This is a genomic window from Tistlia consotensis USBA 355 (assembly GCF_900177295.1).
Classification (GTDB): domain Bacteria; phylum Pseudomonadota; class Alphaproteobacteria; order Kiloniellales; family DSM-21159; genus Tistlia; species Tistlia consotensis.
This window is the reverse complement of record NZ_FWZX01000050.1, coordinates 1-20,613: the sequence shown is the minus strand read 5'-3', so window position 1 is coordinate 20,613 and position 20,613 is coordinate 1. Positions and strand designations below refer to the sequence as shown.

Annotated in this window: 23 protein-coding genes and 2 tRNA genes; 17 read left to right on the top strand and 8 right to left on the bottom strand. The window is 68.9% G+C overall.

The window, feature by feature from the left end; genetic code table 11:
* Nucleotides 1–28 precede the first annotated feature (28 nt).
* The 4 genes from B9O00_RS31065 to B9O00_RS31050 form a co-directional block, all read right to left on the bottom strand.
* Nucleotides 29–1,309: a TRAP transporter large permease gene (locus B9O00_RS31065; RefSeq protein ID WP_085127180.1), complete on the bottom strand. Its 1,281-nt coding sequence runs from the start codon at nucleotides 1,307–1,309 to the stop codon at nucleotides 29–31.
* 5 nt (nucleotides 1,310–1,314) lie between these two features.
* Nucleotides 1,315–1,902: a TRAP transporter small permease gene (locus B9O00_RS31060; protein WP_085127178.1), complete on the bottom strand. Its 588-nt coding sequence runs from the start codon at nucleotides 1,900–1,902 to the stop codon at nucleotides 1,315–1,317.
* A gap of 27 nt (nucleotides 1,903–1,929) precedes the next feature.
* Entirely contained in the window at nucleotides 1,930–2,940 is a 1,011-nt protein-coding gene (locus B9O00_RS31055; RefSeq protein ID WP_085127176.1) for a sialic acid TRAP transporter substrate-binding protein SiaP, read from the bottom strand.
* 205 nt (nucleotides 2,941–3,145) lie between these two features.
* The gene (locus tag B9O00_RS31050; RefSeq protein WP_085127174.1) at nucleotides 3,146–3,544 is read right to left on the bottom strand and encodes a methylglyoxal synthase; all 399 of its coding nucleotides are present in this window, start codon (nucleotides 3,542–3,544) and stop codon (nucleotides 3,146–3,148) included.
* Between the two features lie 189 nt (nucleotides 3,545–3,733).
* On the opposite strand from B9O00_RS31050, the gene B9O00_RS31045 reads away from it, so the two are divergent.
* Nucleotides 3,734–4,786, top strand: coding sequence for a Fic family protein (locus B9O00_RS31045; RefSeq protein ID WP_085127172.1), 1,053 nt, complete (start codon nucleotides 3,734–3,736; stop codon nucleotides 4,784–4,786).
* A gap of 27 nt (nucleotides 4,787–4,813) precedes the next feature.
* Nucleotides 4,814–6,166: a hypothetical protein gene (locus B9O00_RS32885; RefSeq protein ID WP_143596428.1), complete on the top strand. Its 1,353-nt coding sequence runs from the start codon at nucleotides 4,814–4,816 to the stop codon at nucleotides 6,164–6,166.
* A gap of 664 nt (nucleotides 6,167–6,830) precedes the next feature.
* Here the strand turns inward: B9O00_RS32885 and B9O00_RS32880 are convergent.
* The 3 genes from B9O00_RS32880 to B9O00_RS31035 all read right to left on the bottom strand — a co-directional run bounded on the left by B9O00_RS32880 (nucleotide 6,831) and on the right by B9O00_RS31035 (nucleotide 8,369).
* The gene (locus tag B9O00_RS32880) at nucleotides 6,831–7,661 is read right to left on the bottom strand and encodes a hypothetical protein (protein ID WP_143596427.1); all 831 of its coding nucleotides are present in this window, start codon (nucleotides 7,659–7,661) and stop codon (nucleotides 6,831–6,833) included.
* A gap of 167 nt (nucleotides 7,662–7,828) precedes the next feature.
* Nucleotides 7,829–8,260: a recombinase family protein gene (locus tag B9O00_RS31040; RefSeq protein ID WP_085127170.1), complete on the bottom strand. Its 432-nt coding sequence runs from the start codon at nucleotides 8,258–8,260 to the stop codon at nucleotides 7,829–7,831.
* A 34-nt stretch (nucleotides 8,261–8,294) separates the two neighbouring features.
* A tRNA-Thr gene (locus tag B9O00_RS31035) sits at nucleotides 8,295–8,369 on the bottom strand.
* Nucleotides 8,370–8,566: 197 nt separating this feature from the next.
* Here B9O00_RS31035 and B9O00_RS31030 point away from each other — a divergent pair.
* From B9O00_RS31030 to B9O00_RS30975, 12 genes are all read left to right on the top strand, one after another.
* Entirely contained in the window at nucleotides 8,567–8,776 is a 210-nt protein-coding gene (locus B9O00_RS31030; RefSeq protein ID WP_085127168.1) for a hypothetical protein, read from the top strand.
* Nucleotides 8,777–8,934: 158 nt separating this feature from the next.
* Entirely contained in the window at nucleotides 8,935–10,221 is a 1,287-nt protein-coding gene (gene murA, locus B9O00_RS31025; RefSeq protein ID WP_085127166.1) for a UDP-N-acetylglucosamine 1-carboxyvinyltransferase, read from the top strand.
* A gap of 28 nt (nucleotides 10,222–10,249) precedes the next feature.
* Complete coding sequence (locus B9O00_RS31020) at nucleotides 10,250–10,828, top strand: DUF2948 family protein (protein WP_085127163.1); 579 nt, start codon at nucleotides 10,250–10,252, stop codon at nucleotides 10,826–10,828.
* A gap of 78 nt (nucleotides 10,829–10,906) precedes the next feature.
* Nucleotides 10,907–11,581: an ATP phosphoribosyltransferase gene (gene hisG, locus B9O00_RS31015; protein ID WP_085127161.1), complete on the top strand. Its 675-nt coding sequence runs from the start codon at nucleotides 10,907–10,909 to the stop codon at nucleotides 11,579–11,581.
* Nucleotides 11,571–12,872, top strand: coding sequence for a histidinol dehydrogenase (gene hisD / locus B9O00_RS31010; protein ID WP_085127160.1), 1,302 nt, complete (start codon nucleotides 11,571–11,573; stop codon nucleotides 12,870–12,872). Before hisG ends, hisD begins: the two co-directional genes overlap by 11 nt.
* A 6-nt stretch (nucleotides 12,873–12,878) precedes the next feature.
* On the top strand, nucleotides 12,879–13,364 hold the full coding sequence (locus tag B9O00_RS31005) for a UPF0262 family protein (protein ID WP_085127158.1): 486 nt from the start codon (nucleotides 12,879–12,881) through the stop codon (nucleotides 13,362–13,364).
* A 5-nt stretch (nucleotides 13,365–13,369) separates the two neighbouring features.
* Complete coding sequence (locus B9O00_RS31000) at nucleotides 13,370–13,858, top strand: arsenate reductase ArsC (protein ID WP_085127156.1); 489 nt, start codon at nucleotides 13,370–13,372, stop codon at nucleotides 13,856–13,858.
* A gap of 115 nt (nucleotides 13,859–13,973) precedes the next feature.
* Entirely contained in the window at nucleotides 13,974–14,192 is a 219-nt protein-coding gene (gene infA, locus B9O00_RS30995; RefSeq protein ID WP_085127154.1) for a translation initiation factor IF-1, read from the top strand.
* 16 nt (nucleotides 14,193–14,208) lie between these two features.
* A complete protein-coding gene (locus B9O00_RS30990) occupies nucleotides 14,209–14,811 on the top strand; it encodes a Maf family protein (protein ID WP_218822984.1) in 603 nt (200 codons plus the stop codon).
* Nucleotides 14,808–15,956 (top strand): ribonuclease E/G, encoded by a 1,149-nt coding sequence (locus tag B9O00_RS30985; RefSeq protein ID WP_085127152.1) that lies wholly within the window; start codon nucleotides 14,808–14,810, stop codon nucleotides 15,954–15,956. Before B9O00_RS30990 ends, B9O00_RS30985 begins: the two co-directional genes overlap by 4 nt.
* Before the next feature lie 4 nt (nucleotides 15,957–15,960).
* The gene (locus B9O00_RS30980; RefSeq protein WP_085127150.1) at nucleotides 15,961–16,188 is read left to right on the top strand and encodes a DNA gyrase inhibitor YacG; all 228 of its coding nucleotides are present in this window, start codon (nucleotides 15,961–15,963) and stop codon (nucleotides 16,186–16,188) included.
* Complete coding sequence (locus tag B9O00_RS30975; protein ID WP_085127148.1) at nucleotides 16,185–17,171, top strand: S1C family serine protease; 987 nt, start codon at nucleotides 16,185–16,187, stop codon at nucleotides 17,169–17,171. The genes B9O00_RS30980 and B9O00_RS30975 overlap by 4 nt, the downstream gene beginning before the upstream one ends.
* A gap of 30 nt (nucleotides 17,172–17,201) precedes the next feature.
* On the opposite strand, the gene B9O00_RS30970 is transcribed toward B9O00_RS30975, so the two are convergent.
* Nucleotides 17,202–18,521 carry a S8 family serine peptidase gene (locus B9O00_RS30970; RefSeq protein WP_085127146.1) on the bottom strand — a complete coding sequence of 440 codons (1,320 nt, stop codon included), beginning with the start codon at nucleotides 18,519–18,521 and terminating at the stop codon, nucleotides 17,202–17,204.
* A gap of 121 nt (nucleotides 18,522–18,642) precedes the next feature.
* Between B9O00_RS30970 and B9O00_RS30965 the strand changes: the two genes are divergently transcribed.
* The 3 genes from B9O00_RS30965 to B9O00_RS30955 form a co-directional block, all read left to right on the top strand.
* Nucleotides 18,643–18,718 (top strand) — tRNA-Phe (locus B9O00_RS30965).
* Nucleotides 18,719–19,112: 394 nt separating this feature from the next.
* Complete coding sequence (locus B9O00_RS30960; RefSeq protein ID WP_085127144.1) at nucleotides 19,113–19,571, top strand: cache domain-containing protein; 459 nt, start codon at nucleotides 19,113–19,115, stop codon at nucleotides 19,569–19,571.
* 66 nt (nucleotides 19,572–19,637) lie between these two features.
* A partial coding sequence (locus tag B9O00_RS30955) for a HAMP domain-containing protein (RefSeq protein ID WP_143596426.1) occupies nucleotides 19,638–20,613 on the top strand: 976 nt, incomplete at its 3' end.

Genomic DNA, 20,613 nt, shown 5'->3' with positions numbered 1-20,613 from the left:
GGCGGAGCTGCGGCGCGCGACCCTTTCCTCACCGGTAGATCAGCGTCGGCAGCCAGAGCGAGATCACCGGGAAGAAGGTGATCAGCAGCAGCACCGTGACCAGCGGGATCAGGAACGGCAGGGTCGCGGTCACGCACTGCTCGAAGGGCACCTTGGCGACCCGCGACAGCACGTAGAGCACCATGCCGACCGGCGGGGTCAGCAGGCCGATCATCAGGTTCAGCACCATGATGACGCCGAAGTGCACGGGGTCGATGCCGACCTTGACGATGATCGGCAGCAGCACCGGCACCAGGATGGTGATCGCCGCGATGGTCTCCATGAAGCAGCCGACGATCAGCAGCAGCAGGTTGATCATCAGCAGGATGACGAGCGGGTTGTCGCTGATCGACAGCAGGATGTCGGCGAACTGCTCGGTGACGCGGTTGCTGGTCAGGATCCAGGCGAAGATCGAGGCGCCGGCGACGATGAACAGCACGACGGCCGTGGTCTCGATGGTGTCGAAGGAGACGCGCAGCAGCCGCTGCCAGGTCAGCGTGCGGTAGACCGCCGCGCCCAGAACCAGGGCGTAGGCGCTGGCCGCGATCGCCGCCTCGGTCGGCGTGAAGATGCCGAACAGGATGCCGCCGACGATGATCACCGGCGTCATCAGCGACAGGAAGGCCTGGCCGAAGGTGGTGACCAGGCGGCCGAGCTGGAACGAGGCGTCGCGCGGGTAGCCGCGGCGGTGCGAGAACCAGGCGACCATGATCATCAGCGCGACCGCCATCAGCAGGCCGGGGATGAAGCCGGCGGCGAACAGCTGGCCGATCGAGGCCGAGGCCATGACGCCGTAGATCACCATCGGCAGCGAGGGCGGCACGATCGGCCCGATCGTCGAGGAGGCCGCGGTGACGCCGACCGAGAAGTCGGCGTCGTAGCCGGCGTCGCGCATCGCCTTGATCTCGATGGTGCCGAGGCCGCCGGCGTCGGCGACGGCGGCACCCGACATGCCGGCGAAGATCACCGAGGCGCCGACGTTGACGTGGCCGAGCCCGCCGCGCGCCCAGCCCATGCAGGCCTTCGCGAAGTCGAAGATCCGGTTGGTGATGCCGGCGGTGTTCATCAGGTTGCCGGCCAGGATGAAGAAGGGCACGGCGAGCAGCGGAAAGGAGTCGACGCCGTTGACCATGCGGTGGGCGACGACGACGTCGGGCACCCGGCCGGACAGCAGGATGAAGATCGCCGAGGAGCCGGCCAGCGACAGCGCCACCGGCACGCCCAGCACGATCATGCCGAACAGCAGGACGAAGAGCAGGATGATCAGCATGGGCGTCAGTCGATCGCGGCCGGGGAGGACTCGGCGGTGCCGACCCGGCCGGTCAGGCGCCGCCAGAACCAGGAGAGGGCGAAGCAGCCCATGGCGACGAAGCTGGCGCAGACCAGCCAGTAGACGACCGACTTGGGCACATCGATCGAGACCATCTCCTGGCGGGTCTTGAGCGCAAGGCGCGCGCAGATCACCGCCAGGAAGAAGAAGAACACCGAGCTCAGGCCGTCGATGACCAGGCGCACGTTGTTGCCGGCGCGCGCCGGCAGCCAGCGATAGATCAGCTCGACCGCGACGTGCTCGCGCTTGCGCACGCCGATGATCGCGCCGACGAAGGTCACGGCGATCAGCAGGTAGCGGGCGATCTCCTCGGTCCAGCCGAGCGAGTCGTTGAGCACGTAGCGGGTGAAGAACTGCAGGAAGACGACGCCCGCCAGGGCCCAGAACAGCAGGAACACCGGGGCGTCGTAGCGGCGCAGGTCGGCGAGCGAGACCGGCTCCTCCTCGAGCGCCAGGCCGGCGGACGGTTCGGCGGGCGGCTCGGCCGGCGCCGCCTGGTCGGGGCGCCGGCCTTGGTCACGCGGTGACGGCATCGCGGGCGGCTCCGCGCAGGGCCGCCGCTACTGGATCGCCTGGAGGCGGTCGTAGATCTCCTTGCTCCAGGTCGCGTCGGGCCCGTTGTGCAGCGGGATCACCGCGTCGCGGAACGGCTTGCGGTCGACCTTCAGGACCTTGACGCCCTGGCCCTCGAACCAGGCGGCCAGCTCGTTCTCCTTCTTGATGATGTCCTTGGTGCAGCCGTCCGCGGCCTCCTGCAGGACGGCGACCAGGGTCTTGCGGTCCTTCTCGTCCATCGAGTCCCAGGCCGGGCCGCCGACGATGGTCAGCAGGGCGTCGGTGATGTGCCCGGTCATGTTGATGTACTTCTGGACCTCGTAGAACTTCTTGGCCTGGATCGTCGGCAGCGGGTTCTCCTGGGCGTCGACCACGCCCTGCTGCAGCGCCAGGTAGACCTCGGCGAAGGCGATCGGCGTCGGATTGGCGCCGACGGCCTTGGGGAACATCATGTAGAGCGGCGCGTTCGGCACGCGGATCTTCAGGCCCTTCATGTCCTCGGGCTTCTCGATCGGCTTGTTCGAGGTGACGTGGCGCTCGCCGTAGTAGGTCAGGCTGACGATGTGGTTGCCCGTCTCCTTCTTGTAGCCGTCGGCCAGCTCCTGGAACAGGTCGCTGTGGCGGTACTTGTCCCAGTGCTCGTAGTTCCGGAACATGTAGGGCGCGCCGCCGATCGCGATCGGCCCGTAGGCGCGGCCGGCGAACAGCTGGCCGGTGTAGATGATGTCGACGGTGCCGAGGCCGAGGCCCTCGTTGATGTCGACCTCCTTGCCCAGCGAGGAGGCCGGGAAGACCTGGATGTCGTAGCGCCCCTCGGTCCGCTTCTTCAGCGCCTCGCCGGCCCACACCGCCCAGCTGTGGTAGGGCTCGCTGGTCTCGTAGACGTGCGCCCACTTCAGCGTCGTGGTGGCCTGGGCCGGTGCCGCCCAGGGCAGCGCGACGACGGCGGCGGCGGCCAGGGCCAGCCCCATGACCCGGCTCGCGAACAGACGGCGGGACAGCCTCTCGTGAAGCATGGAATTCCTCCCCTAGGTCGTTGTTCGGTGCCGCCGCGACCCGCTCGGTGCAGACCGGCGGGCGTAGCGGCCCCGCCCCGTTTTTCTATCGAGGCGCGCGAATGTTAGCCCGTGCGCTCGAAGAGGTGTCAATGCAGATTCTGGCGGACCCAGCCCTGCGGGAGGCGGCCGCGCAGCGCCTCGCTCCAGGGCCTCGCTCCCGGCTTCAGTCCCGGGCCGACAGCAGCGGCCCCTGCAGGAAGGCGTCGGCGGTCGCGCGGTTGCAGGCGAAGGCGACGTCGTGGAGGATCGCCAGGCGCAGCAGCGCCTTGACGTCGACGTCGTGGGGCATCGCCGACAGGGGATCGATGAAGAAGATCAGCACGTCGAGCCGCCCCTCGGCGATGCGTGCGCCGAGCTGGGCGTCGCCGCCCTGGGGACCGCTCAGCAGCCGCTCGACCTCCAGGCCGGTCGCCTCGCGGATCGCCCCGCCCGTCGTGCCGGTGCCGACCAGCCGGTGCCGCGCCAGGGCCGCGCGGTGCGTCCGAACCCAGTCGACCATCTCCGCCTTGCAGCGGTCGTGCGCCACCAGCCCGACCCGCTTCGCGCCGTCGGTCTCCGCCATCGTCCCGTCCTCCTGCCGCGTCGTCGGGCGAGTGTAGCCGCCCGGAGGGCGGCTCGGGGAGCGCCGAGCCGCGGCGCGCGCAGGGGCCGGTCAGCGGGGCGCGCTCCGATACGGGTATTTATGGGTCATTTTTCGGGTATCCGCGGCCCAAACTTGCATTTATGGGTATTTTTGGGTACAGATACGGGTATGACCCTTGCGACCGATTCCCTCTCCATCACCCCGCAGATTCTCTCCCTCATCTCTGAGTTGGACGAGTTCAAGGGGGCGTGGAAGGCGCTCGGCACATTGGCTCCTGAACGCCTCTCGGCCCTGCGCCGCGTCGCCACGATCGAGAGCATCGGCTCCTCGACCCGCATAGAAGGGGCGAAGCTCTCCGACCGCGAGGTGGAGCGCCTGCTCTCGAACCTCGAGATCAGGCAGTTCGAGACGCGCGACGAGCAGGAAGTGGCTGGCTATGCCCAGACCATGGAGACGGTGTTCGCGCACGCGGACTCGATCGAGCTGACCGAGAACCACATCAAGCAGCTCCATCGCGATCTCCTGCGCCACAGCGCGAAGGATGAGCGTCACCGGGGCGAGTACAAGACCAACCCCAACCATGTCAGCGCCTTCGATGCGGAGGGACGCGAGATCGGGGTGGTGTTCGAGACCGCCACGCCTTTCGATACACCTCACAAGATGCGCGAGCTGGTCGAATGGACCCGCAGCGCCCTTGCGGAGCGAACGCTCCACCCGCTGCTGGTGATCGGCATCTTCACGGTGGTCTTTCTGGAGATTCACCCCTTTCAGGACGGCAACGGGCGCCTCTCGCGCATCCTGACCACGCTGCTGCTGCTGCGTGCGGGCTACGCCTATGTGCCCTACTCCTCGCTCGAAAGCGTGATCGAGCAGAGCAAGGAGGGCTACTACCTGGCGCTACGCCAGACGCAGACGACCATCCGCACGGACGCCCCCGACTGGCAACCGTGGACCCTCTACTTCCTGCGCAGCCTCCAGCAGCAGAAGGCACGGCTGGAGAAGAAGCTGGAGCGCGAGCGCATCACGGCGACGTCCCTGCCATCGCTCTCCACCGAAATCCTCGCCCTTGCCAAGGAGCACGGCAGGCTGACGATCGGTCAGATCGTCACGCTGACGGGGGCCAACCGCAACACGGTCAAGAAGCACCTGCAGAGCCTCGTGGCCGCTAACCACCTCGCCCAGCATGGCAGAGGCAAGGGGACGTGGTATGGGCGCGCATAAGGAGAAACTATCCAAGAGTGGCCACAGATGGCTTGGGCAACTGAACTTTGGGCATGGATCACCGCAAATTTTAACAATCGGGAAATTGCGGCAGCGGTGTGGCTTCTGGGCGTCTTGAGCTTAGCCTTATTGAAGAAATCGATACGAACCGCCGCCGTTGGATTTTTTCGCGCGGCAATTCAACCGCAGCTAATCTTTATGTTCTTGTCGTTTGGGGTGTATGTCGCTGCACTGGCGTGGTTATATTGGAGGGTGGGAATTTGGACAGATAGTCAAATCGCGGCAACTGTCCTCTGGTGTTTCCTCTCAGGAACCAGCTTACTAGCACGGAGTTTTGACGTCAAAGAGGGTGAGAAGCATTTTCGAAAATACGTACGTGATGCAATCAGCATTACGGGCGTTATAGAATTTCTGTATGTGGCACATACATTTTCGTTGATCACTGAAATTGTTCTAACGCCATTAGTGACATGTGTGGGTTTGCTCTATGCCGTTTCGGAGCGCGATCACAAGTATACATCTGTGAAGAAACTCACAGAATGGATTCTTTTCATCGTTGTGATCATTTTTATCTGGAAATCGGTGTCGGGAATTTGGGAATCCCCCGAGGAATTTCTAAAAGTTTCCACCGCCCGTAGCTTCATTCTGCCGTTTGCGATGACTATTGGTTCAATCCCATTCTTTTACATCATGTATTGCTATTCTCAGGTGGAAATCGCCTCTATTCGAATAAATTTCAAAGATTTTCAATCTAACGAACTCAAAAGATATGCCAAGCGTCGATTCTTCCGTTCCTTTGCATTGAGACCATGGCTGCTTCTTCGCGCAACCAGACAGTTCCAATCTCTACCAGCGGAAAAGAATAGCGATGTTGACAGGATTGCAGACGAGATAGAACGATACGAACGTGAAGCGAAAAATCCGCCGCAAGTCGACGAACGGTATGGCTGGAGCCCATATGCTGCGCGGGAGTTTCTATCCGAGAAAGGGTTAAGAACCGCTGATTATCACGAAACGTACAGTGGAGGCGAGTGGTGGGCCAGCTCCGAACCTCTCAAACTTGACGACGAGATACTTTACAGTTCTGTATCGTATTCTATTGAAGGCACTGATGGACTGGTTCGGAGGCTGAAACTAAAGGTGGATTTTCGTCGCGATACCCCGCATGAGGCCGCGATTGAAAGATTTCTCCGCATTGCCGTTACATTGCTCATACGGAGCGAGACGGCGGACTCCACTCATCTCCGAACCAAAGTAACGTCAGGCGAAGCGTTCGAGGAGAAGATCGGACGCAATCTCGTTCTGTTGGCGAAGAAGCCACATCCGTTCGGGAGCGGCTTCGATCTTGCCTTCGAGATTGGAAACGAGACGACCGGATAGAGGATTTTCCGAATTGACCCGGAAGCAGCAGGCCGCCGTCACCAAGGCGCAATCTGCCCCAACGAAGCCATTTATCACTCAAACTGGGGAACGAGGCCGTCAGCCATGATAAAGAAGGACGAAGCTGAGAGAGTGATCCGGCACCTTTGTCACGAATGGGCCCGGGAGAGCGGTATTCCGCGAGAGCCTGTCGATCAACCCAGCTTCTTCGACTTTAAATCGTGGCTCAGCATGAAGGGATACAGCCACTATCTAAACTTCCGGTCCGTCATGGGGGCAAACTATGACGCCGAGCGGTGGTTCGATGAAGAATTCAAGCAGACGTGGCGAAACTGATCGAGAAGTTTCACGCGCCTCGCCGAGCTATGCGATCCGCTGGTACGGCGGGAGGTGCGATGCTCCACTTGCGCCAATCAGGATGCGCGATCAAACGGCGCGGACCGTTTGCCGGGATGAAACGCCGGAACGTTCCAATGGCCTCGCCGGAGGCCACCAGCAGGGGGGGCACAGGGGGCGGCACGCCCCCTTCCCGAGGACCGCGGCGCGGCCCGAGAAGATGGCGGGGTATTACCCCGCACATCTTGCGCGTAGCGCACCCACACAGACAGTGGGACAGGCTGGTACTCCTATGCGCCGCTTCAGTGCAACCGCCGGGCGGCACAGGCTAGAAGAGACCATCCCACGCAGGATGGCGTGGCAGGCCGACCACCAACGGAGAGATGACCACCTCTGACAGATCGTCGGAGATGCGCTTAACAACTCCGAGGCCCGCAAGCTTGGTGCGCCCGGCCCGAAACTCCGAATGTGCGGTCGAGGTTGTGATCCATCGCGGATCGTAAGGGAATATAAGCTTCACATCCCCAAGCTTGATGTAGAAATGGGGGGATTTTGAAGGATCGAAATCCATAATCAGAGATTGGTCAGTCGATCGTCGTTCGGTAATGCCGTTTTTCGTAAAGCAGGCGTGATGGAATGAAATTAGAGCGCCAACTATGTCATCGGTGGGTGGCATGATCTGGTCGATCGGAATCGCTCTGAGCTGTGCGGATTTTATCGCGCTCTCAACGGCTACAAGTTCTCGAACAATCATTCCTTGCGTAGGAAATCCATTCTCTAGAATACGAACCAAACGATCGGAAATAGCGTTTGAAGGCAGCATGTGTGCCAGCCGAGGAACGTTCGCAAAATGTACCGTAGACAGTCTCTCCATCCAAACGGGCGTTTCAAAAACGCTGCTGGATATTAAAGCATCATGCGCATCTTGCTCTGCCACGGTCTTCCAGCGATTCAAATCTTCAACGGAGTATCCCACACCCTGATTTTTATCAACCAAGCTGGCGCAGGTAGCACAAAGCCATATGGCGTTGGATATGCTCGCTCTCTCCTTTGGTGTCTGATTGGGGTCGTAGCGCGGACCTCCAGAGGATGCCGCGCAGATATGAGCGGCAACGCCGACCACCGACGCCTTGTCATCAGTGGAGATTTCTGGTCCCACGGTCGCCTTCCGACAGGACGGTTGCGAGCATCTGCCACCAACCCTATCCCGCAGGGTTGATTTCACTGCAGCGGAAAAATCGTCGCGTTTTGGCCTAACCATACGAAACTAATAAGCAATTTAGTGACTTAGCGCTAGTCCTAAGAGGACAGACCCCAAGATCCTTCTCAGCCTTCGAACCCGCAGCGGATGAAGGCGCGGTCGATCGTGCGGGGGTGGACACTGAAGAGCGCTGCCACGTCCTCGGCGCTCGCATATCCCTGCATGACCTGACGGTGGGCTTCGGCCACATCCTCGAGGGTGAGCTTGGGACGCCTGCCGAGTTGTCTACCCCTTCGACGCGCAGCCGCAAGTCCGGCGTTCGTGTTCTCAACGATGATGTCGCGCTGGAACTCCGCAACGGCGCTGAAGATGTGGAACACCATCTTCCCGCCCGGCGTGGTCGTGTTGATGCCCTCGGAGAGGGAGACGAAGTGCACACCCTGCGCCCGAAGTCGTACCAAGAGGTTGGCGAGGTGCTGGACGGAGCGGCCAAGCCTGTCCAGCTTGAGCACGACGACGGAGTCGCCGGGACGCAGCTCCCCCCGAGGTCGCGCCAGACGCCTACGTACCCAAAGATGTCAGGAAGGAAGATGGTGCCGCCGGCGTGAATTGAACACGCGACCCCACCCTTACCAAGGGTGTGCTCTACCCCTGAGCTACGGCGGCGCCAGAAGGGTCCCGGAAGCCGGAGCCTCCGAAAGCGGCGCGAAAATGCACCGATCGCGGCCGCGGTGCAAGCGCGGATTCACGCCGCTCCGCCGCGGAGCGGCCACGGCCCGCGCGCCGCCCCGCCACGCCTGCGCCTTGACCCTGCCACGGCCGCTCGCCACCTTCGCCTTGCCGGAGCGGCTGGGCGGGACGGAATGCGCGATCACGACGAGGGCGAGGCGGCGGGGGCGCGGCGCGGCAGGCCGGCGCCGGGCGCCGGGCGGGCCGAGCGCGAGGCCCGCCTCGCCGAACGGTTGCGTGCCAACCTGCAGCGCCGCAAGCAGCAGGCCCGGCAGCGCGCCGCCGGCGCGCCAGGGGCGCTGGGGGCGCCGGACGCGGAAGAACCGTCGGACGGAAACCCCTGAAGGCTTGAGCGGCTTCGGAGTCGCGGGCTAGAACAACCGGAGCACCCGCGCCCCGGCGCATCACCCCAGCCGGCAGGGCCCGCCGGCGACAGTCACCCCATTCCGCCGCCCGCGCTCGTCGGGCGCCGACGGTCACCGAGGCAGGACGCGAAGACAGCATGGACAGGATCGTCATCCGCGGCGGCCGGCCCCTCGAGGGCGAGATCGCGATCGGCGGCGCGAAGAACGCGGCGCTGCCGCTGATGGCGGCCAGCCTGCTGACCGACGAGACGCTGCGGCTGAGCAACCTGCCGCACCTCGCCGACATCACGACCCTGGCCAAGCTGCTCTCGACGCTCGGCGTCGAGCTGCACATGAACGGCAACGGCGGCGCCGGCGGCAGCAGCGGCCGGGTGCTGGACATGACGGCCAGGACCATCACCGACACCTGCGCGCCCTACGACCTGGTGCGCAAGATGCGCGCCTCGGTGCTGGTGCTCGGCCCGCTGGTCGCGCGCGAGGGCATCGGCCGGGTCTCGCTGCCCGGCGGCTGCGCGATCGGCACGCGGCCGGTCGACCTGCACCTGATGGGCCTGGAGGCGCTGGGCGCCGAGATCGAGCTGAAGGAGGGCTACATCGAGGCGCGGGCGCCCCGGGGCCTGACCGGCGGCGAGGTCGTGTTCCCCAAGGTCTCGGTCGGGGCCACCGAGAACGTCATGATGGCCGCCGCCCTGGCGAAGGGCGAGACCCGCCTGGTCAACGCCGCGCGCGAGCCGGAGATCGTCGACCTCGCCGACTGCCTCGTCGCCATGGGCGCGGAGATCGAGGGCGCCGGCACGGCGACCGTCACGATCCGCGGCCGGAGCCGCCTGCACGGCGCCGAGCACCGCATCGTCGCCGACCGCATCGAGGCCGGCACCTACGCCATGGCCGCGGCGATCACCGACGGCGACCTGCACCTGATCGGCGCGCGGGCCGACCACCTGAGCACGGCGATCGACATCCTGAGCCAGGCCGGCGTCACGGTCGCCGAGACCAACCAGGGGCTGCGCGTGCGGCGGGCCAACGGCCGGCTGCACGGCACCGACGCGATGACCGAGGCCTACCCCGGCTTCCCGACCGACCTGCAGGCGCAGTTCATGGCGCTGATGGCGACCGCCGAGGGCGCGGCCATGGTCACCGAGACGATCTTCGAGAACCGCTTCATGCACGTGCCCGAGCTGGCGCGCATGGGCGCCAACGTCACGGTGCACGGCGCCTCGGCGCTGGTCCGCGGCGTCGAGCGCCTGACCGGCGCGCCGGTCATGGCGACCGACCTGCGCGCCTCGGTCTCGCTGGTGCTGGCCGGGCTCGCCGCCGAGGGCGAGACGGTGCTGAACCGCGTCTACCACCTCGACCGCGGCTACGAGCGGGTCGAGGACAAGCTGTCCGCCTGCGGCGCCGACATCCGCCGCGTCGCCGGCTAGCGTTTCCGGCGGAACAGGGGGAGCCGCCATGGCCAAGCCGCCGAGACTGAAGCTCAGGGCCCACGACGCCACCGACATGGACGTCGTCGCGTCGGTGCTGCAGGACGCCCTGGTGCCGCTGACCGAGGCGACCTTCGTGCGCCGCGACCGGCGCTTCGTCATGGTGCTCAACCGCTTCATGTGGGAGCGCGTCGAGGAGGCCGAGCTGGAGGCCCGCGAGAAGGCCGTCCGCCAGCCGTCGGGAGCGGGGTCGGCGGAGGCCGGCGGCGACGAGAGCGGCGACGCCGCCTTCCACGAGGCCGATCCCCGGCCGACCTACCATCGGACCCACTGCGGCGTCACCTTCGACAAGGTCGAGGCCGTCAGGATCCGCGGCATCGACCAGGCCGACCGCAACCAGATCCTCAACCTGCTGACCATCGCGACCGAGCCGAAGCGCATCGAGCTGCACTTCTCCGGCGGCGGGCGGATCCTGCTGGAAGTCGCGGCGGTGCGCTGCCATCTCGAGGACTTCGACGAGCCCTGGCCGACCTGGTCGCTGCCCGGACACCAGGAAGGCCGCGGCGGGCCGGCGGGCGATCTGGACGGGGCGAAGCCCGCGGGGTAAACCCTGCCGCGCCCGGAACGGGCCGCGTCCGTTCCTGAGACCCCCTTGCGAGATCGAGACGACGGAGCTGCCCGGCCCGTGCCCTCAGAGCGTCCCAGTCCACCGCCCCTCGTCCTGGCCCTGCCCAAGGGCCGGATCCTGCGCGAGCTCGTGCCGCTGATGCAGCGCGCCGGCATCGAGCCGGAGCCGGAGTTCCACGACGAGCACTCGCGGCGCCTGCTCTTTTCGACCAGCGTGCCGGGCATCGAGCTGGTGCGCGTGCGCTCCTTCGACGTCGCGACCTTCGTCGCCCACGGCGGCGCCCAGCTCGGCGTCGCCGGCAACGACGTGCTGATGGAGTTCGACCATCCGGAGATCTACGCCCCGGTCGACCTCGGCATCGGCCGCTGCCGGATCTCGGTCGCCGAGCGCAAGGAGCTGATGGAGGACGACGATCCCTCGCGCTGGAGCCACGTGCGCATCGCCACCAAGTATTCCCAGATCACCCGCCGGCACTTCGCCGCGCGCGGCGTCCAGGCCGAGTGCATCAAGCTGAACGGCGCCATGGAGCTGGCGCCGATTCTCGGCATGTGCCGGCGCATCGTCGACCTGGTCTCGACCGGCGCCACCCTGGCCGCCAACGGCCTGGTCGAGGTCGAGCACATCGCCGACGTGACCAGCCGCTTCATCGTCAACCGCACCGCCCTCAAGACCCGCCCGCGCGAGGTGATGGGCTGGGTCGAGCGCTTCCGGGAGGTCGCCGATGCCGCATGAGCTGGACAGCAGTCGCCCGGACTTCGCCGCGGCCTTCGAGGTCTTCCTCGACGCCAAGCGCGAGGCGGCGGCGGCCGTCGACCGCGTCGTGGCCGAGATCCTCGCCGCCGTCCGGGCCGAGGGCGACGCGGCGCTGCTGCGCTACACCGAGCGCTTCGACCGCCTGAGCCTGACCGCCGAGGGGCTGCGTCTCACCGAGGCCGAGCTGGCCGAGGCCGAGGCGGCCTGCGCGCCCGAAACGCTGGAGGCGCTGCGCGTCGCCGCCGCGCGCATCGAGGACTACCACCGCCGCCAGCTGCCGGAGAACCTGGACTACCGCGACGCCCAGGGCGTGCGCCTCGGCCACCGCTGGACGGCGATCTCGGCGGCCGGCCTCTACGTGCCGGGCGGCACCGCGGCCTATCCCTCCTCGGTGCTGATGAACGCCCTGCCGGCGCGGGTCGCCGGCGTGCCGCGCGTCGCCATGGTCGTGCCCAGCCCGGACGGCCGGCTCAATCCGCTGGTCCTGGCAGCGGCGCGCATCGCGGGCGTCACCGAGGTCTACCGCGTCGGCGGCGCCCAGGCGGTTGGGGCTCTGGCCTACGGCACCGCGACCATCGCCCCGGTCGACAAGATCGTCGGGCCCGGCAACGCCTACGTCGCGGCGGCCAAGAAGCAGGTCTTCGGCGTGGTCGGGATCGACACCATCGCCGGCCCCTCCGAGATCCTGGTGGTCGCCGACGGCGGCAATGATCCCGCCTGGATCGCCGCCGACCTGCTGAGCCAGGCCGAGCACGACGCCTCGGCCCAGGCCATCCTGATCACCGACGACGCCGCGTTCGCGGACGAGGTCAGGCGCGCCGTCGCGATCCAGCTGACCCAGCTCGACCGCGGCTCGATAGCGCAGGACAGCTGGCGCGACCACGGCGCGATCATCCGGGTCGGCTCGCTCGACGAGGCGCCGGCCCTGGTCGACCGCATCGCGCCGGAGCACCTGGAGCTGGCGGTCGCCGAGCCCGACGCCCTGGCGGCGCGGATCCGCAACGCCGGCGCCATCTTCCTCGGCCGCTACACGCCGGAGGCGATCGGCGACTACGTCGCCGGCCCGAACCACGTGCTGCCGACGGCGCGCGCGGCGCGCTACGCCTCGGGCCTGTCGGTGCTCGACTTCATGAAGCGCAGCTCGATGATCGCCTGCGACGCCGGCTCGCTCGGCCGCCTCGCGCCTGCGGCCGTCGCCCTGGCGCGCGCCGAGGGGCTGGACGCCCACGCCCGCTCGATCGCCATCCGCCTGAATCTCTCGGACGGGTAGGCCGCGATGGGCGACCCGCGGATCGTCAGGATCACCCTGGACGACAAGAGCGTCGTCCGGCGCAGCGGGGACGTCGAGCACGAGCGCGCGGTCGCGATCTACGACCTGCTCGAGGACAACCACTTCGCGCCGGTCGGCGACTTCTCCGGTCCCTACGGCCTGCACCTGCGCATCGAGGAAGGCCGCCTGCTGTTCGAGATCTACCGGGGGGAGGGCAAGGGGGGCGAGGGCGAGAAGCTCGCGACCGTGCCGCTGGCGCTCGGGCCGTTCCGGCGCATCGTCAAGGACTACTTCACGGTCTGCGAGACCTACTACGACGCCATCCGCACCGCGAGCCCCTCGAAGATCGAGGCCATCGACATGGGCCGGCGCGGCCTGCACAACGAGGGCGCCGAGGCCCTGCGCGAGCGTCTGGCCGGGCGCATCGAGATCGACGAGAACACCGCCCGGCGGCTCTTCACCCTGCTCTGCGTGCTCCACATCAAGAGCTGAGCACGATGGCCAGCAGCGTGGCATTCGGTCCGCTCCCCGACGCCCAGGCGCGCGCGCCGCTGCCGGGCGCGGTGCTGTTCTGCTGCTCGGAGAACGCGATCCGCTCGCCGATGGCCGAGGCCCTGCTGAAGCACCTGCTCGGCCATCGCATCTACGTCGATTCGGCGGGCGTGCGCGCCGGCGAGCTGGACGGCTTCGCGGTCGCCGTGATGGACGAGATCGGCATCGACCTGTCGCGCCACCACGCCAAGACCCTGGACGATCTGGAGGACGGCTCCTTCGACCTGATCGTCTCGCTGTCGCCGGAGGCCCAGCACGCCGCGGTCGAGCTGACCCGCACCTGGGCCTGCGACGTCGAGTTCTGGAACACCTTCGATCCCTCGATCGTCGAAGGCGGCCGCGACGAGCGCCTCGCCGCCTACCGGCAGGTGCGCGACCAGCTGATGGAGCGCATCCGCCAGCGCTTCCCGATCGACCTGAAGCCGGAAGTGTAAGCCACAAGTTGTTCCCGGCCCGCTCAGTGCCTATATTCGCAGCCCTCACGGCGGCCCCTTACCGCGGCAAGGGGGGGCCGGACGGCCGGCCGCCACGCACAAGAAAACGGATCGCATGTCGAAAGAAGACCTGATGGAATTTCAGGGCACGGTCGCCGAACTGCTGCCCAACGCCATGTTCCGCGTGAAGCTGGACAATGGCCACGAGGTTCTGGCCCACACCGCCGGCAAGATGCGCAAGCACCGCATCCGCGTCCTGGCCGGCGACCGGGTGAACGTCGAGATGACGCCCTACGATCTGACGAAGGGCCGCATCACCTTCCGCTTCAAGTAGGCGGCGGGAGGCCGCTTTGGCCGCTCCGCTGATCCTCGCCTCCGCCTCGCCGCGGCGGCTCGCCCTGCTGCGCCAGATCGGCATCGAGCCCGACGCCGTCGAGCCGGCCGAGCTCGACGAGACGCCGCTGCCCGGCGAGCTGCCGGTGGCGCATGCCCGTCGCCTGGCCGACGCCAAGGCCGAGGCCGTCGCGCGGCGCCACCCCGAGGCCTTCGTGCTGGCCGCCGACACCGTCGTCGGCGTCGGCCGGCGCATCCTGCCCAAGGCCGAGGACGTGGCGACGGCGAGGCGCTGCCTGGAGCTGCTGTCGGGCCGGCGTCACCGGGTCGAGGGCGGCCTCGTGCTGCGCGCGCCCGGCGGCCGGATCGGTCGCCGGCTCTCGACCACCCGGGTCGCCTTCAAGCGGCTCTCCGAGGACGAGATCGTCGGCTATCTGGCCGGCGGCGAGTGGCACGGCAAGGCCGGCGGCTATGCCATCCAGGGCAGCGCCGCGGCCTTCGTGCCCTGGATCGAGGGCTCCTACAGCAACGTCGTCGGCCTTGACCTCGCCCAGGTCCACGCCCTGCTCGACGGCCTGGGCTGGCGAGCGGAGGAGCCGCCGGCGGGGCAGCCGGAATGACCGGCCGCTGGCTCGTCTCCGGCCTGCCGGGCGAGCTGCGCTGGGCCGCCCTCGATGCCGAGGGCCGGGCGCTCGATTTCCGGGTCGAGCGCGCCGACCGGCCGGGCGCCGCCGGCGACCTCTGCCTCGGCCGGGTCGTCGCCCTCGACAAGGATCTCGAGGCGGCCTTCGTCGACATCGGCCTCGCGCGGCCCGGCTTCCTGCCGCTCGCCGGCCTGGCCCGGCGGCCGGGCGAGGGCGAGGCCCTGGCCGTGCGCGTGCTGCGCGCCGCGGCACCCGACAAGGGCGTCAAGCTGGCGGCGGCGCCGGATGCGGAGCGGCCATCCGGCGTGCGGCCGCCGGTCCTGCTGGCGCGAAGCGAAGGGCTGCTCGAGGCGCTGCTGGCGCTGACCGACGCGCCCGAGGCGATCCTGGTCGACGACGAGGCGAGCCTGCGCCGGCTGCAGGCCGCGCTGGCCGCCCGGCCGGAGCTGCTGTCTAGCCTGCGGCTCGCGGGCGGCGCCGAGGCCGCCGCTGTCGAGGCCGGGCTGTCGGAGCTCCTGGCGGCGCTGCTCGATCCCGAGGTCGCGCTGGCCGGCGGCGGCCGGCTGTGGATCGAGCCGACCCGCGCCCTGGTCGCCGTCGACGTCGACCGCGGCGCCGCCCGCGACGCCGACGCGCTCAACGAGGCGGCCGCGACCATGCTGGCCCGGCAGCTGCGCCTGCGCGACCTCTCCGGCCTGATCGCCGTCGACTTCCTCGATCCCTCGGGGCCGGCGGCGCGGGCGGCGCTGCGCGTGCGTTTCGAGGCGGCTCTGGCCGAGCAGGCCGAGGGCTGCGAGCTGGGCCGGCTGGGCGGCGACGGCCTCGCCCTGGTGACCCGGCGGCGGGCCCGTCCGGCGCTGCACGAGCTGGTCTCTGAGCCGGCGCCCGGCGGCGGCTGGCGGCGCGAGCCGGCGGCGCTCGCCTTCGAGCTGCTGCGCCGCGCGCGCCTTGCCGCGGCCGCGCCGCGCCTGCGGCTGCTCGTCTCGCGGCGGGTCGCGCTGGCCCTGCAGGGCCCGGGCCGGGCGGCGCTGGAGGCCCTCGGCGCGCGTCGCGGCCACGCCATCGAGCTCGTCGAGGAGGCCGCCCGTGCCGACGAGCTGCCGGAGATCGTGCTAGGCTGAGACCATGAGCGAAGACGACCGCATCGTGCCCTTTCCCGAGCGCCGCAAGAAGGCGCGGGCGCCCCGCTGCCCGATCTGCGGCAAGCCGGGCATCGCCGCCCACGAGCCCTTCTGCTCGGCGCGCTGCCAGCAGGTCGACCTCGGCCGCTGGCTGAACGGCAGCTATCGCGTCGAGACCGACGAGGCGCCGGAGGAGCCGCCGGGCAGCGGGGGCGAGAGGTCCGACGGATGACCGTGCGGCCGCCGGCGCTTCTGCTCGCGCTGGCCGTCGTCGCGGCTCCTTTCCTTGGCGGACCCGCCGCGGCCGGGGGGCTCGAGCTGCCGGCGGGCACCCTGGATTCCGTGGTCTCGGTGCTGCCGGTCTGGCCGGGCAAGCCGCAGGGCGGCCCCGACGTGCCGGCCGGCACGGCGCCCGAAGGCACCGGCGTCGTCTATGCCCGGGGCGGCTGGCTGGTCACCGCCCTGCACGTCGTCGCGACCGCGGTCCGGGTCGACGTGCGCCTCGCCGACGGCCGGCACCTGCCGGCCGAGGTCAGGGGCAGCGATCCCGAGACCGACCTCGCCGTCCTGAAGGTCGCCGACGACCTGCCGGCCTTCACGCCGGCCGAACCGCCGCGGCTCGGCGAGGCGGTCTGCGCGCTCGGCAACGTCTACGGCCTCGGCCTCGCCCAGAGCTGCGGCGTCGTCTCGGCCCTGCACCGCAGCAACGCCCGCTTCAACGCGATCGAGGACTTCGTCCAGACCGACGCCGCGGTCAATCCCGGCAGCTCCGGCGGCGCCCTGGTCGACAGGAGCGGCCATCTGGTCGGCCTGCTCTCGGCGATCTTCGCCGGCCCGGGCGACGGCAACATCGGCGTCAACTTCGCGGTCTCCCAGCCGCTGCTCGCCCGGGTCGCCGACGACCTGATCGCCTACGGCAGGGTCCGGAGCGTCGATCCGGGCCTCGCCGTCGCGACCGCGGACCCGACGGTGCCGCCGAACCGCGAGGCCGTGCGGGTGGAGAGCGTCGCGGCGGGCAGCCCCGCGGCGGCCGCCGGCCTCGAGCCCGGCGACCTGCTGCTCGACTGGGACGGTCGGCCGCTGCGCGCCGGGCGCGACTTCGCCGCCGCCGCCTACCTGCTGCGGCCCGGCGACGACGTCGCGATCACGCTGCTGCGTGGCGGCGCCCGGCAGCGGGTGACGCTGTCCCTGCCGAAGGACGGGGCGGCGCGGTGACGACGGCGCGGTGACGACGGCGGCTGCCCGCTACGGCGCCGCCAGCGGGTCGCGGATCCAGCCGGCCTTGACCAGGCCCGCCCGGGGCGGTGGCTCGGCGAGGGCCAGGATCGCGCGCTTCAGCGCCGCGGCCTGCCAGTCCGGATGGCGGGCCTTCAGGCGGGCGGCCAGCGCCGCGATGCGCGGCACGGCGAAGCTGGAGCCGGAGGCGAGGTGCGGCCGGCCGCGGTAGTCGACGACCGCCTGCCGCTCGGCCGGGACCAGCAGGTCGACGCTCTCGGCGCCCCAGTTCGAGCCGGGCGCGAGCCGGCCGTCGGCCTCGCTCGAGGTCACGGTCAAGAGGTTGTCGAGCCCGGCCGCCGCCGGCCAGACCGGCCGCTCGTCGATGTCGCGACCGTCGTTGCCGGCCGAGACGACGAACAGCATCTCCGGATGGGCCCCGGCCGCGGCCAGGAAGGCTTCCCAGAGGTCGCGGCTGTTACTGCCCATCGGCAGGGCGACGATGCCGGCGCCGGCCCTGGCCGCCGCCTCGACGACCGCCGCCATGCGGCCCATGTCCGGGCGCGGATAGCGGTAGGGGACCAGGCGCACGCCGGGCGCCTCGGCGAGCAGCAGCCCGGCGACCTCGGTGCCGTGGCGGGCCGGGAAGAAGGGCGAGACCGCCGGGTTGGCGTCGTAGGGCCGCGGGTCCAGGTCCCACCAGTCGTAGCCCAGCGCCTCGCCCCCGGCATCGCGCGCCAGGCGCCCGGCGATCGCCGGCAGGTCGTAGGCGACCCCGGCGTCGACCTGGGCGACGGTGACGCCCTCCGGATCGCGGCCCGGCGGCACCGGCGGGTCGAGCGGCTCGGCGGCCAGCGCGCCGGTCAGGTCGGCGGCGAGCAGGACCAGCCGGTCGGGGCCGCCGCCGTTCTCCGACCCGTCGGGCGCCGGGAAGGCGTGCCAGTCGAGCGCCCGGCCCTGGACGATCCGGCAGCCGCCGTCGGCCAGCGCCAGCAGGCGCGGCCGCGTGCCCTCGCCGTGGGGTTCCTCGTAGCTCGCCGTGAAGCGGCGCAGGATGCCGCCGGGCGCCAGGCGCTCCAGCACCAGGGCGCCGCCGCCGGCCAGGGCCAGCCGCTCGCGCCGGCCGACCGGCGCCGCCTCCGGCCCGATCGCCTCGCTGGCCACCAGCCGCGCGCCGGGCAGCACCCCCAGCAGCGCCGCCGTGCCGCCCTCGGGGCAGCCCAGCACGACGGCTTGGCGCAGCAGCCCCGAGGCGTCGCCCTCCGGCGCGCCGGCGAGGGCCGGCGCGGCCAGCAGCAGGCCGGCGAGAACCCTGGGGAGCAGCCTGGCGGCCGGCGCGGAACGAGACATGACGGCAGCCTCCGGCAATCCGCCGGGGCCGTCAACGCGCACCCCGCGAGGGGGCTGGACAGCCCCCCGATCTTCTCCTATAAGCCCGTTTCTCCGCGCCGGGCGACCGGCGGCCGGGAGCGCCCAGGTAGCTCAGTTGGTAGAGCATGCGACTGAAAATCGCAGTGTCGGTGGTTCGACTCCGCCCCTGGGCACCATCTTCTCCTTCCTGACACAGCATACCGAGCCGGATCGCCGTTAAGAGCCGTGCGTCCAGCCGACCGTCCGACCTCTGGGCCGGGCGACGGATTCGCGCGTCCTGCCGGGGCTGCTGCGCCATGCGGGAGCGCTCGAGCGGCTTTTCCCGTCTCGCGCTAAATGTTCGTCACCGTGATCCCTGGACTTCTCTTCAATTTTCGTCGCTTCACGCGTGTAGACACCGTATTCAGATCATGACTTGGTGGAATTAGCTATGAATGCTTGTATTATAACAATATTAGATTGGACGCGCTTTATTCATTGTTAAGACCTGATCGCCAAATCTCTTCGCGGAAATCATCCGGACTCGGTCGCGCGGCGACCGGGTCCACGAACCCTGGGGAGAGAAAGACGATGATTGCGAAACTGCTCCGCTCGGGTGCCGTGGTCGGCGCCCTGCTCGTCCTGCTCGCCGGTCCGGCGCTGGCCAGCGGCAAGGGCACGCCCAACGAGGCCAAGGCGATGGCCGAGAAGGCCGCGGCCCATCTGCAGAGCGCGGGCGCCGAGACGGCCTTCGCCGACTTCACCGCCGGCAAGCCGCCGTTCAAGGACCGCGACCTCTACGTCGTCGCGATCGCCCAGGACGGCACCGACGTCGCCCACGGCGGCAACGCCGCGCTGGTCGGCAAGAACATCATGGAGCTGCGCGATCCCTCGGGCAAGCCGCTGGTCAAGGAGATCCTGGCGGTCAAGGACGCCGGCTGGGTCGAGTATTCCTTCCAGAACCCGACGACCAAGGCGATCGAGCCGAAGAAGTCCTACGTCATCCACCAGGGCGACTACTGGGTCCTGGTCGGCGCCTACGCGAAGTAGGCCGGCGGAAGAAGGGACGGAGCCGCTTCGTCCCTTCCTTTGCTTCGGAGCGAGGAGGCCCTGCCCGTGAAGTTCGTCACCAACGCCCCCATCCTGGTCAAGTCGCTGATCGCGCCGCTGCTGGCGGTGGTCATGATCGTCGTGATCGGCGTGGTCTTCCTGTCGACCTATCTCGACCTGCAGCAGCAGCGGCAGTCGCAGATGCGGATCTCCTCGCTGCGCTCCGACCTGCAGGGCGCATTGCTGGAGCTGTCGTCGGCGCACCTCGAGACCCTGAAGGCGACGAACTGGAAGCAGAGCCAGGTCGACGAGAAGCTGATCGACAAGGCGATCGCTGCGGCCCGGGCGTCGATCGACAAGGTGCAGTCGACCCTGGAGCGCCTGGGCGCCGGCACGGGCCAGGGCGAGGACGAGCAGATCGCCACCTTCGCCAAGCAGTTCGCCGCCTATCGGCAGTCGGCCGACCAGACGCTGACGAACGTTCCGGTCGATGCCTTCCTGGCGCTGATGTACCTGAACGACACCCAGGCGAAGGAGACGGCGGCGATCCAGACCGGCCGCAAGATCCTGGCCGACATCGCCGCTGCGGACGGCGCGATCGCGGGCGAGGTCGACAGCTCGCTGCGCAACACGCTGATCGCGGTCCTCGCGACGGCAGGCCTGGCGATCCTGCTGTCGCTGGGCGCGGCGGTGCTGCTGGGCCGGGCGATCTCGCGTCCGACGACGCGCCTCACCGCGGCGATGACGCGCCTCACCGAGGGCGACACCTCGGTCGCGATCGAGGGCACCGAGCGCCGGGACGAGCTCGGCCGCATGGCCAGCGCCGTCCAGGTCTTCAAGGAGAACATGATCCGCAACGTCGAGCTCAGCCGCCAGACCGCCCGGCAGCAGGAGGAGCGCGCCGCCCGCGCCGAGCGCCTGCAGCGCCTGACCGCCGGCTTCGACGACAAGGTGCGCAGCCTGCTCGAGGCCGTCGCCAGGGCCGCCGGCGGCATGAACCACACCTCCGGGCGCCTGACCGACACCGCCAATGCCGCCCACA